The sequence below is a fragment of the Actinokineospora sp. genome (assembly GCF_052390155.1).
Lineage (GTDB): Bacteria > Actinomycetota > Actinomycetes > Mycobacteriales > Pseudonocardiaceae > Actinokineospora.
Map to the genome: position 1 here is coordinate 1 of NZ_JBQTHF010000121.1, position 16,044 is coordinate 16,044.

The 16,044-nt window shown below is 73.4% G+C and carries 13 protein-coding genes; 9 read left to right on the top strand and 4 right to left on the bottom strand.

Translation table 11 applies throughout. The features are described from left to right. Positions 1-74: 74 nt before the first annotated feature. Positions 75-2,927: a glycosyltransferase gene (locus tag ACT4N7_RS28325; protein ID WP_444831937.1), complete on the top strand. Its 2,853-nt coding sequence runs from the start codon at positions 75-77 to the stop codon at positions 2,925-2,927. On the opposite strand, the gene ACT4N7_RS28330 is transcribed toward ACT4N7_RS28325, so the two are convergent. Continuing rightward, the gene (locus ACT4N7_RS28330) at positions 2,924-3,391 is read right to left on the bottom strand and encodes a metallopeptidase family protein (protein ID WP_444831938.1); all 468 of its coding nucleotides are present in this window, start codon (positions 3,389-3,391) and stop codon (positions 2,924-2,926) included. The two genes, ACT4N7_RS28325 and ACT4N7_RS28330, sit on opposite strands and share 4 nt — an antisense overlap. Before the next feature lie 118 nt (positions 3,392-3,509). On the opposite strand from ACT4N7_RS28330, the gene ACT4N7_RS28335 reads away from it, so the two are divergent. The 6 genes from ACT4N7_RS28335 (at position 3,510) to ACT4N7_RS28360 (ending at position 8,907) form a co-directional block, all read left to right on the top strand. Beyond that, positions 3,510-3,869, top strand: a complete 360-nt coding sequence (locus ACT4N7_RS28335; protein ID WP_444831939.1) for a DUF3499 domain-containing protein — start codon at positions 3,510-3,512, stop codon at positions 3,867-3,869. 100 nt (positions 3,870-3,969) lie between these two features. After that, on the top strand, positions 3,970-5,316 hold the full coding sequence (locus ACT4N7_RS28340) for a phosphomannomutase/phosphoglucomutase (RefSeq protein WP_444831940.1): 1,347 nt from the start codon (positions 3,970-3,972) through the stop codon (positions 5,314-5,316). Positions 5,317-5,384: 68 nt separating this feature from the next. Next, positions 5,385-5,591, top strand: coding sequence for a Trm112 family protein (locus ACT4N7_RS28345; protein ID WP_444831941.1), 207 nt, complete (start codon positions 5,385-5,387; stop codon positions 5,589-5,591). Beyond that, the gene (locus tag ACT4N7_RS28350; RefSeq protein ID WP_444831942.1) at positions 5,588-6,682 is read left to right on the top strand and encodes a hypothetical protein; all 1,095 of its coding nucleotides are present in this window, start codon (positions 5,588-5,590) and stop codon (positions 6,680-6,682) included. The genes ACT4N7_RS28345 and ACT4N7_RS28350 overlap by 4 nt, the downstream gene beginning before the upstream one ends. 29 nt (positions 6,683-6,711) lie before the next feature. Beyond that, the gene (gene manA, locus ACT4N7_RS28355) at positions 6,712-7,941 is read left to right on the top strand and encodes a mannose-6-phosphate isomerase, class I (protein ID WP_444831943.1); all 1,230 of its coding nucleotides are present in this window, start codon (positions 6,712-6,714) and stop codon (positions 7,939-7,941) included. Between the two features lie 42 nt (positions 7,942-7,983). Continuing rightward, positions 7,984-8,907: a cation diffusion facilitator family transporter gene (locus tag ACT4N7_RS28360; RefSeq protein WP_444831944.1), complete on the top strand. Its 924-nt coding sequence runs from the start codon at positions 7,984-7,986 to the stop codon at positions 8,905-8,907. Here ACT4N7_RS28360 and ACT4N7_RS28365 read toward each other — a convergent pair. Then, complete coding sequence (locus ACT4N7_RS28365; protein WP_444831945.1) at positions 8,897-9,433, bottom strand: NADPH-dependent FMN reductase; 537 nt, start codon at positions 9,431-9,433, stop codon at positions 8,897-8,899. The two genes, ACT4N7_RS28360 and ACT4N7_RS28365, sit on opposite strands and share 11 nt — an antisense overlap. Positions 9,434-9,526: 93 nt before the next feature. Between ACT4N7_RS28365 and ACT4N7_RS28370 the strand changes: the two genes are divergently transcribed. Then, a complete protein-coding gene (locus ACT4N7_RS28370) occupies positions 9,527-10,843 on the top strand; it encodes a glutamate mutase L (RefSeq protein WP_444831946.1) in 1,317 nt (438 codons plus the stop codon). Here the strand turns inward: ACT4N7_RS28370 and ACT4N7_RS28375 are convergent. Next, complete coding sequence (locus ACT4N7_RS28375) at positions 10,830-11,837, bottom strand: hypothetical protein (RefSeq protein ID WP_444831947.1); 1,008 nt, start codon at positions 11,835-11,837, stop codon at positions 10,830-10,832. The two genes, ACT4N7_RS28370 and ACT4N7_RS28375, sit on opposite strands and share 14 nt — an antisense overlap. Positions 11,838-11,898: 61 nt before the next feature. Next, positions 11,899-14,181: a hypothetical protein gene (locus tag ACT4N7_RS28380; protein WP_444831949.1), complete on the bottom strand. Its 2,283-nt coding sequence runs from the start codon at positions 14,179-14,181 to the stop codon at positions 11,899-11,901. Positions 14,182-14,333: 152 nt separating this feature from the next. On the opposite strand from ACT4N7_RS28380, the gene ahcY reads away from it, so the two are divergent. Beyond that, positions 14,334-15,824: an adenosylhomocysteinase gene (gene ahcY, locus ACT4N7_RS28385; RefSeq protein WP_444831948.1), complete on the top strand. Its 1,491-nt coding sequence runs from the start codon at positions 14,334-14,336 to the stop codon at positions 15,822-15,824. Positions 15,825-16,044 lie beyond the last annotated feature (220 nt).

A 16,044-nucleotide genomic window follows, 5' to 3' on the forward strand; every position in this document is an offset into this window, starting at 1 on the left:
GGGGGGGGGTGGGGGGGGGGCGCCCCCCCGCCGCCGCCGCCCCCCGCCCCCCGGGCCCCGGCCCCCCCCCCCCGGTGTGCACCGGGCGCGCCCGCGACGGCGACCGCGACTTCGAACAGAGCACCGAGGTGCTCGCCGTGTCCTCGGCGGGCATGCTGGTCCGCCGCGACCTCTGGGAGCGGCTCGGCGGGTTCGACCGGGCGCTGCCGATGCTGCGCGAGGACCTCGACTTCGGCTGGCGGGTCAACCGGGCGGGCCGGGTCGTGCTCTGTGTCCCGTCCGCCCGCATCCGGCACGCGCGTGCCGTCGCCCGCGACCTGCGTGGCGTCGACGCCCACCCGGCCGGGCTCGGGCCGTCGCCGCGCGCGGTCGACCGGGGGCACGGCCTGCGCACGTTCCTGGTCAACTGCTCGACGGTCTCCTTCCTGCTCGGCGTCCCACGGCTCACCGTGCTGTGCCTGCTGCGCGCGCTCGGGTTCGCCATGCAGCGCAGGCTCACCGAGAGCCGCGCCGAACTCGGCGCCATCGGCTACCTGCTCGGCGGCCGCGCCGGGCTGCGTGCGGCCCGCGCGCTGCGCGCCGTCACCGCGGGCCCCGGCAGCGTGCGCGGCCTGTTCACCAGCCGGTTCACCCGGCTGCGCAACACCGTGCGCGGCGCGGTGTCGACCCTGGTCCGCCGCCGGGTGGCGGCCGACGCCGCGCTCGGGCGGCTGCCCAGCGACTACGACCCGGCCGCGCTGTGGCTCGCGCCCGAGCCGCCCGCCCGCAAACCGCTCGGCCCGGACGCGCTGCCCGCGGGCGCGCAGGGCAGGCCGCGGCACGCCGGGCTGCGCCGACCCGCCACGGCGATCGCGGTGCCGCTGGCCGGGCCGGACGGGCCGCTGCCCAGCCCCCGGCCGCGGCCGTCCCCGGTGCCGCGCGACGGCAGCGGCCCCGAACCCGCGCCCGACCTCGTGTTGGTCCAGGTCGACCGCGGCCGGGTGCTGCGCCAGATCCTGCTGTCGCCGCCGCTGCTGCTCGTGCTCGGCCTGGTGGCCCTCGCGGTCGCGGTCAACTTCGGCAGGCTGGGCACCAGCCTCGCGGGCGGACGGCTGCTCCCGGTCGGCGACCTCGGTCAGACGTGGGCCGAGTACCTGGCCTCGTGGCACGGTGTCGCGGGTGGCACCGCCGCGCCCGCGCCGCCCGCGCTCGCCGTACTCGGTGTGCTGGGCACGGTGTTCGCCGCGTTCGGCGGCCCGCCCGCGGTGGTGGCCGTCGTGCTGCTCGCCGACCTGCCGCTCGCCGGTCTGAGCGCCTACGTGGCCACCCGCCGCGCACCGGTCCGGCGGTGGGTGCGGGCACTGCTCGCGGTCGGTTACGCGCTGCTGCCGCCCGCCACGGCCGCCGTCGCCCAGGGCAGGCTCGACGTGGTCGTGGTGCACGTGCTGCTGCCGATAGTCGCCTCCGGGGTGATGGCCCTGCTGGTCCGCGACCGGTCCGGCGCGGGCGGCAGCGCCTGGCTGTCCACCGCGGCGGGCACCGCGTTCGGCCTTGCCGTGCTCGGCGCGTTCTCGCCGCTGGTCCACCTGGTGCTGGTGGTCGTCGCGCTGGCCGGGTTCGTCCTCGTGCCGGGCAACGGCACCCGCCGGGGCGCCGCGCTGTTCGTCCTGGTCCTCATGCCGCTGGCGCTGCTGCTGCCGTGGCCCGCGGTGGTCATCCAGCATCCCGGCGTCGTCCTGCACGGCGTCGGCGGCAACCTCGCCGAGCAAGCTGTATCGGTGTTCGACCTGGTCAGCCTGCACGCGGGCGGACCGGGCGGGTGGCCGGTGATCGGCATCGGGGTGGTGGTCGCGGTACTCGCCGGCGTGCTGCTGCGGCCCCAGCGCGGGGTGCTGCCGGGGGTGGCGTTCGCGTCGATCGGCGTGCTCGCGGTGGTGCTGGTCCGGCTGGTGCCCGCGGTCCCGCTCGGCGCCGAGTCCCCGCAGGCCGCGTGGGCGGGCGCGCCGCTGCTGGTCGTCGGCTGGGGGCTGGTGCTGGTGCTGCTCAGCGTGTGCCACACGGGCACCGCGGGCGTGCGGGTGGCCGCGCCGCGGCGGCTCGTGCGGCCCGCGGCGGCGTTCGGCGTTGTCGTGCTGGCCGCGCTCGCCGTCAACGCCGTGGTGCCCGGCCGCCAGGGCCCGCTCCGCGACGACGGCGGCATGCGGCTGGCCTCGACCCTGGTGCGCGAACTGGCGGTCACCCGCCGCGCGCTGCTCGTGCTGTCCGCGGACGGCCAACCCGCGCGGCAGACCACCGCCCGCGCCCCCCGCTTCGGCGACGACGACCTGGCCCCCGGCCCCGCCGTGGGCTCGCGGCTGGCCGCCGCCGACCGCGACCTGCGCTCCGACGACAGCGCCCGGGTGCGCGCCGCCGTCGCCGACGTGGCCGCGGCGGGCGTGCTGTTCGTGGTCCTGCCCGACCAGGCCGCGGGCGAACGGTTCCGCGACCGCGCGGGCGATTTGGCCGCCGAGGCGCCCGCGACCTCCGACGGTCGGCCGGTGTTCCGCGTCCAGCTCGCGGCGGGCACGGCCACGCTGCTCTCGCCGGAACTCACCCGCCAGGCCGTCACCGGCGGTCGCCCGCCGACCGAACTCGGCGCGGGCGGGATCGTCGCGGTGGACGCGGCCCCGCCCTCGCTCGCCGTGCGGGTCTCCGACGGCCCGGAGGGCAGGCTGTTCGTGGTCGCGGCGGAGGACGAGCCGGGCTGGCAGGCCACTGTGGACGGTCGACCCGCCGCGGTCGTGCGCGCCTGGGGACACCTCGTCGCGGTGGTCGTGCCCACGCGCGCGGCCGACGTCCGCGTCGAACAGCCGACCGCGCTGCGCAGCGTGCTGCTGCTGACCCAGGGCGCGGCGGTGCTGTTCGTCCTGCTGACCTCGATCCCCGGCAGACGCCCCGAACCGGCTTAGCCTTCGCCCTCCACGACGCCCGGGTCCAGGCCGAGATAGCTCGCCACCTGCTCCACCAGCACGTCGTGCACCAGGTCGGCCAAGTCGCCGCTGTCCTTCGCGCGCGCCTCCAGCGGCCGCCGGTACAGCACGATCCGGGCCCGGGTCGGCTGCCCGCGCTTGTCGACGCCCGCCTGCACCAGCCGGGCCAGCGGGACGCCCGCGTCGGCGAGGACGCCCTCCGGGGTGGCCTTGTCCGACTGCGGCACCTCGGGCACGTCGTCCACGGCCACGTCGAGCTTGGTCAGCTCGGTGCGCCACCGCGCCTCGATCGGCTCCAGCGCGTCGAGCACCAGCGCGTCGAACTTCTCGGCGCGCGTGCTCGACGCTGGCAGGGTCGAGGGGTAGAGCGGACCGCGCAGGCCGCGCCCGTGTCGATCGCGGTTGCGCCTGCGGCGCCGCCTGGAACTGCGAGCCGTCACCACGATCAGCAGGGTACGCGGGTCCGCGACTGCGCCGGATGGGCGTGGTCTGCCCCCGCTGGGGCGTGTCGCGGGTGCGCCTGCGGCGCGGGACGGCGGCGAGGCGCTATGGTCACCGATCGTGCGGAGCGTGAGACGGTGTTCGCGAACCGGGTGTCTCAACCCGGCCGTCGCCACGCTGACCTACGCCTACGCGGACTCCACCGCGGTCGTCGGCCCGCTCGCCACCTACTCCGAACCGCACAGCTACGACCTGTGCGAGGAGCACGCGCTGCGACTGACAGTGCCCCGCGGCTGGGAGGTCGTCCGGCACGACGGCGAGTTCGCCCTGCCGGAGCCCTCGGTGGACGACCTGACCGCGCTGGCCGAGGCCGTGCGCGAGGCGGGGCGCGTGGACCGGCCGGTCGAGCAGCCCGACCCCGGCGCGGCAGCGGGCAGACGCGGCCATCTCCGGGTGCTTCCCGACCCGGTCACCGACTGACGCGGCACCCGGGCACCGCCGTCGGTCGCCGCCGGTAGGCTGCCGGGCGAGGAATCGCAGGTGGCACCCGACGCCGCCGAACCGACCGCTGGGAGTACCCGTGCGCGACCTGTCCGCCGTCTTCAAGGCGTACGACATCCGCGGTGTCGTGGGTGAGCAGATCGACGCAGACCTCGTCCGCGCCATCGGTGCCGCGTTCGCGCGCCTGGTCGGCGGCCCGGCCATCGTCGTCGGCTACGACATGCGCGATTCCTCCCCCGGCCTGGCGGACGCGTTCTCCGAAGGCGCGGCAGGCGAGGGCGTCGACGTCGTGAACATCGGCCTGGCCAGCACGGACATGCTCTACTACGCGTCGGGCAGCCTGACCCTGCCCGGCGCGATGTTCACCGCGAGCCACAACCCGGCCAAGTACAACGGGATCAAGCTCTGCCGCGCGGGCGCGGCCCCGGTCGGCCAGGACTCCGGGCTCACCGAGATCCAGCGCGACATCGAGCAGGGCGTCGCGGGCGCGGGCAAGTCGGGCACGGTCGAACGGCGCGACCTGCTCGCCGACTACGCCGCGCACCTGCGCTCCCTGGTCGACCTGTCCGGCATCCGCCCGCTCAAGATCGTGGTCGACGCGGGCAACGGCATGGGCGGCTACACCGTGCCCAGCGTGTTCGACGGCCTGCCGCTCGACGTGACGCCGATGTACTTCGAGCTCGACGGTAGCTTCCCCAACCACGAGGCCAACCCGCTCGACCCGAAGAACATCGTGGACCTGCAGGCCAAGGTGCGCGAGGTCGGCGCGGACGCAGGCCTGGCCTTCGATGGCGACGCCGACCGCTGCTTCGTGGTGGACGAGCGCGGCGAGCCCGTGTCCCCGAGCGCGGTCACCGCGCTGGTGGCGGTGCGCGAGCTGGCGAAGGACCCGGGCGGCACGGTGATCCACAACCTGATCACCTCGCACGCGGTGCCCGAGATCGTCACCGAGCACGGTGGCAAGCCGGTGCGCACCAGGGTCGGCCACTCGTTCATCAAGGAGGAGATGGCCCGCACCGGGGCGATCTTCGGCGGCGAGCACTCCGCGCACTACTACTTCCGCGACTTCTGGAAGGCCGACACCGGCATGCTGGCCTCGATGCACGTGCTGGCCGCGCTGGGCGAGCAGGACGGCACGCTGTCGGACCTGACCCGGATCTACAACCGCTACGCCGCCTCCGGTGAGATCAACTCCACGGTGGCCGACCAGGCCGGGCGGCTCGCCGCGATCAAGGCCGAGTTCGGCGGACGCGACGGCGTCGAGCTGGACGAGCTGGACGGCCTGACCGTGCAGCTCCCCGGCGGCGCGTGGTTCAACCTGCGCGCGTCGAACACCGAACCGCTGCTGCGGCTCAACATCGAGGCCGCCGACGACGCCGCGGTCGCCGCGCTGCGCGACGAGGTGCTGGCGATAGTCCGGGCCTGACCGCCCCTGATCAATGCCCGAGCGGAGCGCCCCCCGCCCTGGGACACTGGACCACGAGGAGGACCACCATGGCAGTCGACCTGGATCCACAGCTACTGGACATCCTCGCGTGCCCGTCGGACGATCACGCCCCGCTCACCGTGGGCACCCCGACCGACCCCGAGGCCGACGCGCTGACCTGCACCGCGTGCGGACGCCAGTTCCGGGTCGACGACGGCGTGCCCGTGCTGCTGCTCGACGAGGCCGTCGAGCCGGAGCGCCTGGGCGACCAGTGACCTCCGTACCCGACGACACCCTGCTGGACGACCCCGCCCGGCTGACCGACGCCGACCCCGAGGGCCTGCTGCGCGCCGCGGCGCGGGCGGGCGCCCAGGTCCGGGCCACCGCGGAGGCCGCGGCATCCGCCGGGCTCGACCGGCTCGCGGGCACCCGGCCGCGCGCGATCGTGCTGGTCACCCGGCCCGGCCTCGGGCCCGCCGTGTCCCACTTGCTCGCCGCGCTGCTGCTGCCCGCGTGCCCGGTGCCGCTGGTGGTCACCGACCAGGTGCCGAGCTGGGTCGGCCCCCTCGACGTCGTGCTCGCGCACACCGACGACCCGGGCGACGTGGCGCTGGCCGAGTCGGTCGACCGCGCGGGCCGGTTCGGGGCGGCCGTGGTGCTGACCGCGCCGGAGGAGGGGCCGGTGGCCGCCGCGGCGGCGGGCAAGGCCGTGCTGATCGCGCCGCGGATCGCGGTGCCGCCCGGGTTCGGCTTCGCCAAGGCCGTCACCTCCGGCCTGCTCGCGCTGCACACGCTGGGCCTGCTCCGGGTCGACGCGGGCGCGCTGGCCGACGAACTCGACCGCGAGGCCGAGCGCAGCCACCCGCAGCACGAGTCGTTCGTCAACCCGGCCAAGACGCTCGCGCTGCGCCTGGCCGAGCACACCCCGCTGTTGTGGGGCCTCGACCACGTGGCCACCGCCGTCGCCAGACACGCCGCCCAGGTGCTCGCCACCCACACCGACCTGGTGTGCGACGTCGCGGGTTACCCGCAGGCGATGAGCCGCACCGCGGTGCACCGGGCGGCCGTGCGGGCCACCTCCGGGCACGACATCTTCGCCGACCCCGACGACTTCGGCGGCGGCGCGGGCGCGCCGCTGCGCGTGCTGCTGCTGGCCATCCGCTCGGTCCCGGGCGACCCGGCCCGCAGGCTGGCCGCCGAGACGCTGCCGGGCGCCGACGTGCTGGCCCCCGCCGAGGAGATCACCGCCGACGAGCCGACCTGTGCCGCCCTGCTCGCCCTGCGGTTCGAGCTGGCGGCGCTCTACCTCGGCCTCGCCGCGGGCACGGCCGGTGGGTCGGGGCGGTACGCGCCCGCCACGGCTTAAGGCACTTTTTGCGACTGAGGAGTGAGTCAGTGGAGCTGTTGCGCACTGCGGTGCGCCCCTATGCCTGGGGGTCGCGCTCGACCATTGCCGAGCTGCTCGGAAACCCGGTGCCCGCGCCGCACCCGGAGGCGGAGCTGTGGATCGGCGCCCACCCCGGCGACCCGTCGCACCTGGTGGACGCCGACGAGTCGCTGCTGGCGCGGATCGAGGCCGACCCGTTGGGCCAGCTCGGCGCCGCCACCGCCGCCCGCTGGGGCAACCGGCTGCCGTTCCTGCTCAAGATCCTCGCCGCCGAGGAGCCCTTGAGCATGCAGGCCCACCCGTCTGCCGCGCAGGCCGCGGCGGGCTACGCCCGCGAGGAGGCCGCGGGCATCACCCGCGACGCCGCCAACCGCAACTACCCGGACCCGACGGCCAAGCCCGAGTTGGTGTGCGCGCTCACCGAGTTCCACGCCCTCGCGGGCTTCCGCGAACCGCAGCGCACCCTGGCGCTGCTCGACGAGGTCCGCACGCCCGGGCTGGCCGCGTACTTCGACCTGCTCGCGGGCCAGCCCAACGCGGACGGCCTGCGCGCGCTGTTCACCACGTGGATCACGCTGCCGCAGCCCGCGCTGGAGGGCCTGCTGCCCGACCTGCTCGACGCGTGCGTGCGGCACGTCAAGGACCACGGCGAGTTCTCCGTGGAGTGCCGCACGGTGCTCGAACTGGGCGAGCGCTACCCGGGCGACGCGGGCGTGCTGGCCGCGCTGCTGCTCAACCGGCTGGTCCTCGGCCCCGGCGAGGCGATCTACCTGCCCGCGGGCAACCTGCACGCCTACCTGCACGGCACCGCGATCGAGATCCTCGCCAACTCCGACAACATCCTGCGCGGCGGGCTCACGCCCAAGCACGTCGACGTGCCGGAACTGCTGCGGGTGCTCGACTTCGGCTGCGGCGACATGCCGGTGTCGACCGGCGTGCGGGTGGGCGGGCTGCGCACGTACCGCACCGACGCGCCGGAGTTCGAGCTGTCCCGGATCGAGTGGGCCGACGGCCGGGCCGAGGTGGCGCTGCCGACCGCGCGCCCGCAGCTCCTGGTGTGCACCGACGGCGCGGTCACCGTGCGCTGTGCGGACCGCGAGCTGGCCGTCGGGCGTGGTCAGTCGGCGTGGGTGCCCGCGTCCGACGCCGAGCCTGCCGTGCGGCCCGCGGGCGCCGATCGGGCGCAGGTCTTCGTGGCAACCGTGGGTGCCGAGGCACCCGAGCACGACACGCTTTAGGCTCCATCCCGACATACCGGACCGAGCACCAGGGAGCCACTTGTGTCCACAGGGGGTAGCACCAAGGCCATCCTCGCCGCGCTGTTCGCCAACGCCGGGATCGCGGTGGCGAAGTTCGTCGGCTTCCTGGTGACCGGTTCGTCGTCGATGCTCGCCGAGTCCGTGCACTCGGTGGCCGACACCTCCAACCAGGGCCTGCTGCTGCTGGGGCAGAAGACCTCTCAGCGCAAGGCGACCAAGCAGCATCCGTTCGGCTATGGCCGCGACCGGTACTTCTACTCGTTCGTCGTCGCGTTGATGCTGTTCACCCTCGGGTCGGCGTTCGCGCTGTACGAGGGCATCCACAAGGCGACCGCCCCGGAGGCACTGACGTCGCCGATCGTCGCGGTGATCATCCTGGTGTTCGCCATCGCGCTGGAGAGCTACTCGTTCAACACCGCGATCGTGGAATCCAGAAAGGTCAAGGGTGACGCGGGTTGGTGGAGCTTCATTCGCCATGCCCGCACCCCGGAGTTGCCGGTTGTGCTGCTGGAGGACGCGGGTGCGCTGTTCGGTCTCGTTCTCGCCCTGGCGGGCGTCAGCCTGACCACGGTCACCGGAGATCCGATCTGGGACGCGGTCGGCACGATCTGCATCGGTGTGCTGCTGGGTGTCATCGCGGTCATCCTGATCATCGAGATGAAGTCGCTGCTCATCGGTGAGGGCGCCACGCCTGCCGAGCTGGCCAAGATCGAGGACGAGTTGGCCACCGGCAAGATCCTGCGGGTGATCCACATCCGCACCCAGTACATCGGGCCGGACGAACTGCTGGTCGCCGCGAAGGTGGCGCTGCGCCCCGGGCTGCCGCTGGAGGACGTCGCGCAGGCGATCGACGACGCCGAGACGCGGGTGCGGGCGGCGGTGCCCACGGCCCGGCTGATCTACCTGGAGCCCGACCTCTACCGCAGCGCGGCTGTCACGCCGTGACGTGGTCGACCAGGTTCTTCACGACCGCGGCGATCGCGGCGCGCGCGGCCGGGTCGTGCACCAGGCCGTCCGCGCCGACCGCGGGCTGACCAACCTGGATGTTCGCGCACGCCGCGTCGACGATGTCGGAACCCGTGTAGCCCAGCACGATCCGCAGTGACTCGTGCGCCTTGGCCGCGCCGCCGAGGTGCGCCGAGGAGTTGATCCACGCGACGGGCTTGCCGTCCATCTCGCCGCCGCCGACGCTCCAGTCGAGCAGGTTCTTGAACGAGCCCGGCAGCGCGCCCGCGTACTCGGGGGTGCAGAACAGCACGGCGTCCGCCTCGCCGAGTCGCGCCCGCAACTCGGCCACGGCCGGGGGCAGCGGGTCGCGGTCGTCGTCGGGGTTGAAGTGCGGAAGTTCACCCAGGCCGGTGTAGCGGCTCGTCGTCACGTGCTCGGGGGCGAGCGTCGCGGCGGTGGCGAGCACCGCGCCGTTGGACGACCCGGTTCGGAGGCTTCCGCAGACCAGCAGCAGGGTTCCCATGCCCGCGACGGTAGCGCCAGGTTGATCCCGGCATTCCGGCGGGGACGCCGCAGGCTGAAGTCGCTGCTGGGGAAGGCTCAGTAGGATTCGCGGGTGCCCCTGCTCTGCCTGGACGTCGGCTCGACGTGGACCAAGGGCGCCCTCGTGTCGTCGTCCGGCGACCTGTTGGGGACCGCTCAGCATGAGACGACGCCGCCGGAGGTGCTGGGCGGGATCGCCGCTGTCACCACGGCTTTGGGCGCTGCCGACGCCCAGGTGCTTGCCTGCTCGTCGGCCGGTGGGGGCCTTCGCCTCGCTGTCGTAGGCCAAGAGCGGTTGGTCAGTGTCGAGGCGGGACACCGGGTCGCGCTGTCGGCGGGCGCGAAGGTCGTCCACGTGGCGGCGGGCGAGTTGGATGGCGCCGGTCTGCGCGCGCTGCGGGCCGAGCGACCGGACCTGGTGCTGTTGGTCGGCGGCACGGATGGCGGCGACCAGCGGGTGTTGCTGCACAACGCCCGGCGGCTCGCCGCGAACCGGGTGCGGGTCCCGATCGTCCTCGCGGGCAATGCCGAAGCCCGCGACGAGGCACTGCGCCTGCTGTCCGGCCGCACGGTGGTGTCGACGACCAACGTGCTGCCCGACGTCGGTGAACTGGCCCCCGGCCCGGCCCGGCAGGCGATCCGGGAAGTGTTCCTGCGGCACGTGATCGGCGGCAAGGGCCTGTCCCGCGGCCCTCGGTTTCGTCGGCTGGTCCGCACGGTCACCCCCGACGCGGTGCTGTCCGGCGTGTCTCGTCTCGCGGCCGTGCTGGCCGAACAGCGGGGCGCGGTGCTGGTCGTGGATGTCGGCGGTGCCACCACGGATGTGTACTCCGCGGTGTCCATAGTGGATGGTGGACGGCGGCGAACGGTTGCGCTGCCACCGGATCGTCGCACGGTGGAGGGCGACATCGGCATGCGTTGGTCGGCGCCGGGCATCGTCGCGGAGGCCGTCACCGAGCGGTTGGTCACCCCCGCGGAGGCAACTTCGTTGACGGCGGCCGCCGACGCCCGCGCCCGCGACGTGGACTTCCTTCCGTCCACAGTGGAAGAGTCTGCTGTGGACATTCGGTTGGCGTCGCTGGCCGCGGTATTGGCCGTCCGTAGACACCTTCGCCTGGTGGATGGCCAACTCGGCCCTCGCGGCGCGGGCCTACTGGTGCTGTCGGGCGGCGTTTTCCGCCACGCCGACGCGGACGCTTTGGCGGTGGTCGAGGCCACACTGCGCGCGGACCCGATCCTGCGCCCAGTCCTGCGCCCGGCGGCGGTGGTGGTCGACCGCGGTTACGTGCTGGCCCCCGCGGGCCTGCTGGGAGACGCGGGCCACGAGGACGCCGCCAACCACCTGCTCACGACCTCCCTTGCCACCGCCGGATTGATCACCAGCCCGTGAAGATCGCCGCTTTGCCTTCTGGTGAGGTGAACATCGCTTCCGAATCGTGGCCGACCCGGCGAACGGTCGTCATCTTGTGTGGTGCGGAAGGAAACGCCAGTCGAATCGCGGCGAAGTACTTGCTGCCCCGGTCGAAGCGGTTCTTGCCCTGTGCCTTCGCCGGGCAGTCGAGGTCGAGCGAGTCATCCTGGAGCACGTCTTTCTCGCCCAGCAGGTAGGTCACTTTCCGCGTCGAGTACTGGTCGCGGATCTGCGCATCGGTCGACTTCGCCAGGTAGGCGTTGCGGCGCTTGAGCCCGTACTTGTAGTCGTTGTACTCCGGGCAGGACCCGAGGCCGCTCTGAATCGGCCGCTTCGAGTCCAGGTAGAGATAAGACGACGGATTGGCGACGACGAAGCTGAACTCGATTCCGGTTATCGCGGCGGGGGCTCGACCACCCGCCGCGTAACGCTGAACGAACTGGCCGCCCGCTGAATGTCCGACCAGGGTGACCTTGGTGAGGTTGGGGAACCGCGCCTTGTCAGCCAAGGTGCGCAGAATGTCGTCCATCGTCTCGAACGAACTCAGCCCGTTGGGCCGCACCGCGTTGCCACCGTCCTTCCACGACTGGTCACCGCCGTTCGTCCAGTAGGCGTCGCCGCTTGCGGGCTTCTCGTCCTTGGTCTGGAACCACGGCGCGACGATTTGGGTCCGCGGGCCGAAGTTGCCCGCTGCCTGGACCATTCGCTCGAAGTAGCCCTTGGCGTTGCGCCCGGTTCCGTGTACGACGATGACCGCGCCGGTCGGTGCGGTGGCTCCGGCCAGTGGATATGTGCCGTAGTAGGGCAACTGGGCGCCGGAGTTGAGTTTCAGCCGGGCCAGACAGTCGCGCTTGCTTGTCGGCGAACAGGGCTTCTGCTCGGCCGCCGCGCTGTGCAGGGCCGGAACGAGCACGGTGAACCCGAGTGCGGCAACCGCCGTCAGCGTCAGGACCCCGGCGCGAAGTCGATTCATGGCGGCAACCTAGCCCGCTCGCCGGGGACCGGTCCCCGACCGAATCCCCGCCTGTCCGAAATCACAGCGGACCCCGTGGCCACGGCAGGCCGGACGACGCGGGCGCGGCCGGGTCCAGGCCCGCGGCCAGCGCCACCGCCCGGTCCCACTCCGGGTCCGACGTGTAGTTTCCGTGCCCCAGCACCCCCGCCGCCCAACGCCTGCCCGGGAACGGGCCGCGCATCGGGTCGGGGAGCCAGTGGTCGCCGCCGAGGACGAGGGCGCCTGTCGGACTTGGGACAGCGGCGGGCAGTGGGCCCACGGTGCCGTCGGGGCGGAAGCCGGTGCCGAGCAGCTTGCCGTCGCACACCTGCCTGCCCCACGTCGTCACCGCGCCGCCGACCGGGTCGGTGCCGCGGCACAGCGACCGCCACCGGGTGCCGAGCATCCCGGCCAGCCCGCCGAGCGACCCGTGCGGCACCACGCCGGGGAACGCGCGCGCGTAGGCCCACTGGAGCTGCGACCCGGTCATCACGATGCCGATCCGGTGCCGTTCCGGCTCGTTGAGCGAGTCCAGCAGCCTGCCCGCGGCGACCGCGACGAGCAGGCTGCCCTGGCTGTGGCCGGTCAGCACGACCCGCGTGCTCGGCTCCCGCAGGTGTTCGACCGCGCGGGCGGCGAGTTCGGGGGCGACTTTGAGCGCGTAGCACGGCGGCACGGTCGGGTGGGCCTCGCGCGGCCAGAAGCACGCCAGGTCGGCGACGATGCCGAGCCGCCTGCCTGCTGACGGTTCCTGCGCGGCGGTGTAGACCGCGCGCAGCAGGGTGGCGGCGAGCACGCCGAGGGTGAGGATGCCGACCGCGGACAGTGGCGCCATCCACCCCGGCGGGTCGATCCCGGCCACGCGCATCGACACGGCGATGCCTGCCCCGGCCGACAGCACGCCGGCGGCGGCGAGCAGCACCCGGTGCAGGTTGCGCCGCTGCCACCCGGCGAGCCGCCACGCGCGCTGGGCGACGGCGCGGTCGGCGGGCCGGTCCTCGTGCAGCAGGTCGACCATGTCGTACCCGGCGCGGCGCAGCAGTCGGGCGCCCGCCACGGCCAGCGCGGGCAGCGCGACGGCGACGCCGATGGCCGCGCCCGCGCCCCACAGCAGCGTGACCTGCTCGTACCCCGTCGGCAGCCGGATCTCGGCCGACCCGACCAGTTTGCGCACCGTGATCGCCAGGCCCGCGCCGAACCCGCCGCCGAGCAGCGCGGCGACCGCCAGCACCGGCACCGACATCCAGCCGCCCGCCCACGGCCGCAGGTCGCGCGGCAGCGCTGACCAGGTGCGCCGGGCGATCAGCGCGGCGGGCACCAGGACCAGCCCGAGCAGCACGACCACCGCGATCAGTGCGCCCGCGAGGGACTCCACGGTGGTCCCGGCGCCGCTGAGCGGGTTCGGCAGCCGGGTGACCGCGCCCGCGCCGACGACCAGCGCGGTACCCACGGCCAGCAGCAGCGCGCGCGGTACCCGGCCGAGTCCGGCGCGCAGCAGCCGACCCGCCCGCTCCGGCGCGGCGCCGCGCGGGTCGTCGAGCAGCAGCACGGCCAGCAGGGCGAACCCGAGCACACCGAGCGCGACCAGCCACAGCACCCGGTCGAGGACCGCGTCGGGCATGCGGAACGGACCGCCGAGCGGCAGCAGCGCCACCGTGGCCAGGGCCGCGACCAGGTGCAGCGTGCGCAGCGCCGGGGTGTCCGGGTCGGCGACGAGGTTGCGGCCGGGAAACTCGACCTTGGTGTTCGGCGGCGCCGCGGGCGGGTTCGGCGCCGCGGCCGTCTCCCAGGCCACCGACGAGATCCGGTGCAGCACGAAGATCGCCAGCAGCACCGGAAGCAGCCCGACCGCCTGCCGGAACGGGTAGGTCCGGCGCAGCCAGTCGGGGACGGCGGTGAGACAGTCCGTTCCCGGCGCGAGGCACTGCGCGGCGAGCAGGTCGAGACTGACGACGGCGGCCTGTGTGACCAGCAACACGGTGAGCAATAGCGCGGCCAGCCGCAGCAGCGAGCGGCTGACCACGCCGAGCACCCGCGCGGCCCGGTGGCCGCTGGGGATCGACGGCAGCATCCAGTGCGCGACATTCGCCAGCGAGAACGGGAACAGCAGCGCCCACGTGGCCTTCGCCCAGCCACCCGAGGTCATCGCGCCCCAGACGTAGCCCTCGACCACGCGCGGAACCGACCGGCCCTCCGCCTGCAACACCGGGCCGGGTGCGGGTCGCAGCAGCCGATCGGCCGGTCGGACGATCCGCCCGACGCCGTCGCCCGCCACGTCGACCGCGGCCACCGCGGTCACCAGCGACTCCGGGCTGGTGCCCATGATGCCGTGCACCCGCAGTTCGACCACGCGTGTTTCCGTGCCCGTCAGCAGCACGTTCCTCCCAGGTTGCTTAACCACCAGTTCCCGGCGCCACGCGGTGGGCCGCGACGGTAGTGTTCGGCCAGAGTTCCAGAGTCTGGAGGATTCCCCCGATGACCGCAGAAGACACGCGGGCCACGACCGGTGCGAGCTTTGCGCAGACCCGCAATGGCATCGATTTCGCTGTGGCCGATCTTTCTCTCGCCGAGTTCGGTCGCAAGGAGATTCGGCTGGCCGAGCACGAGATGCCGGGACTGATGGCGTTGCGGCGCGAGTACGCCGAGGTGTTTCCCTTGCGGGGGGCCCGAATCTCGGGCTCGCTGCACATGACGGTGCAGACCGCGGTGCTGATCGAGACGCTGGTGGCGCTGGGCGCCGAGGTGCGCTGGTGTTCGTGCAACATCTTCTCCACCCAGGACCATGCCGCCGCGGCGGCCGTTGTCGGCCCGTACGGCACCGAAGAGGAGCCCAAGGGCGTCCCGGTCTACGCCTGGAAGGGCGAGACGCTGCCGGAATACTGGTGGGCGACGGAGAAAATGATGACCTGGCCCGACGGCGGGGGTCCGAACATGATCCTCGACGACGGCGGCGACGCCACTCTGCTGGTGCACAAGGGCCTGCAGTACGAGAAGGCGGGTGTGGTCCCCGACGCGCAGGACGACGATTCCGAGGAATGGGCCATCATTCTCGACACGCTGCGCCATTCGCTGGCGGCGGACTCGGGGAAATGGACCAAGATCGCCGGTGAGATCAAGGGCGTCACCGAGGAGACCACCACCGGCGTGCTGCGGCTCTACCAGCTCGCCGCGGCAGGCGACCTGCTGTTCCCGGCGATCAACGTCAACGACTCGGTGACCAAGTCGAAGTTCGACAACCGCTACGGCATCCGGCACTCGCTGGTCGACGGCATCAACCGCGGCACCGACGTGCTGATCGGCGGCAAGGTCGCGGTGGTCTGCGGCTACGGCGACGTCGGCAAGGGTTCGGCGGAGTCGCTGAAGGCGCAGGGCGGCCGGGTGATCGTCACCGAGATCGACCCGATCTGCGCGCTGCAGGCGGCGATGGACGGCTTCGAGATCCGCACCCTGGACGAGGTCATCGAGAAGGCCGACATCATCATCACCACGACCGGCAACAAGGACGTGGTGACCGCCGAGCACATGTCCCGGATGAAGCACCAGGCGATCCTGGGCAACGTCGGCCACTTCGACAACGAGCTGGACATGGCGGGCCTGGCCCGCTACCCCGGCATCCGGCGGATCAACATCAAGCCGCAGGTCGACGAGTGGGTCTTCCCGAGCGGCCGCTCGATCATCGTGCTGTCCGAGGGTCGGCTGATGAACCTGGGCAACGCGACCGGGCACCCGAGCTTCGTGATGTCGAACAGCTTCTCCAACCAGGTCATCGCGCAGGTGGAGTTGTTCACCAAGCGCGAGGAGTACGACAACGAGGTCTACCGGCTGCCCAAGAAGCTCGACGAGAAGGTCGCCCGGATCCATCTCGAAGCCCTCGGCGGCACCCTCACCAAGCTGAGCAAGGAGCAGGCCGAGTACATCGACGTCGACGTGGAGGGCCCGTTCAAGCCGGAGCACTACCGGTACTGACGACCCCCGCTCGAACTCCGCCGGCCCCGGCACGCAACCCGCGTGCCGGGGCCGGCGTCTTTTCTCACGAAGGGTGTAACGCTCGGGCCCGGTCGAGCGATCTTGCATAGTTCTGGCGCGCGCAGGGGGCGCGCCAGTGGCCCGCAAGCCGCCACGGGGGGTGGCGGGCACCGCGGACGGCGCGCGCCGCCGGCCGGGGGGCGGGGGGGGGGCCCGGCCC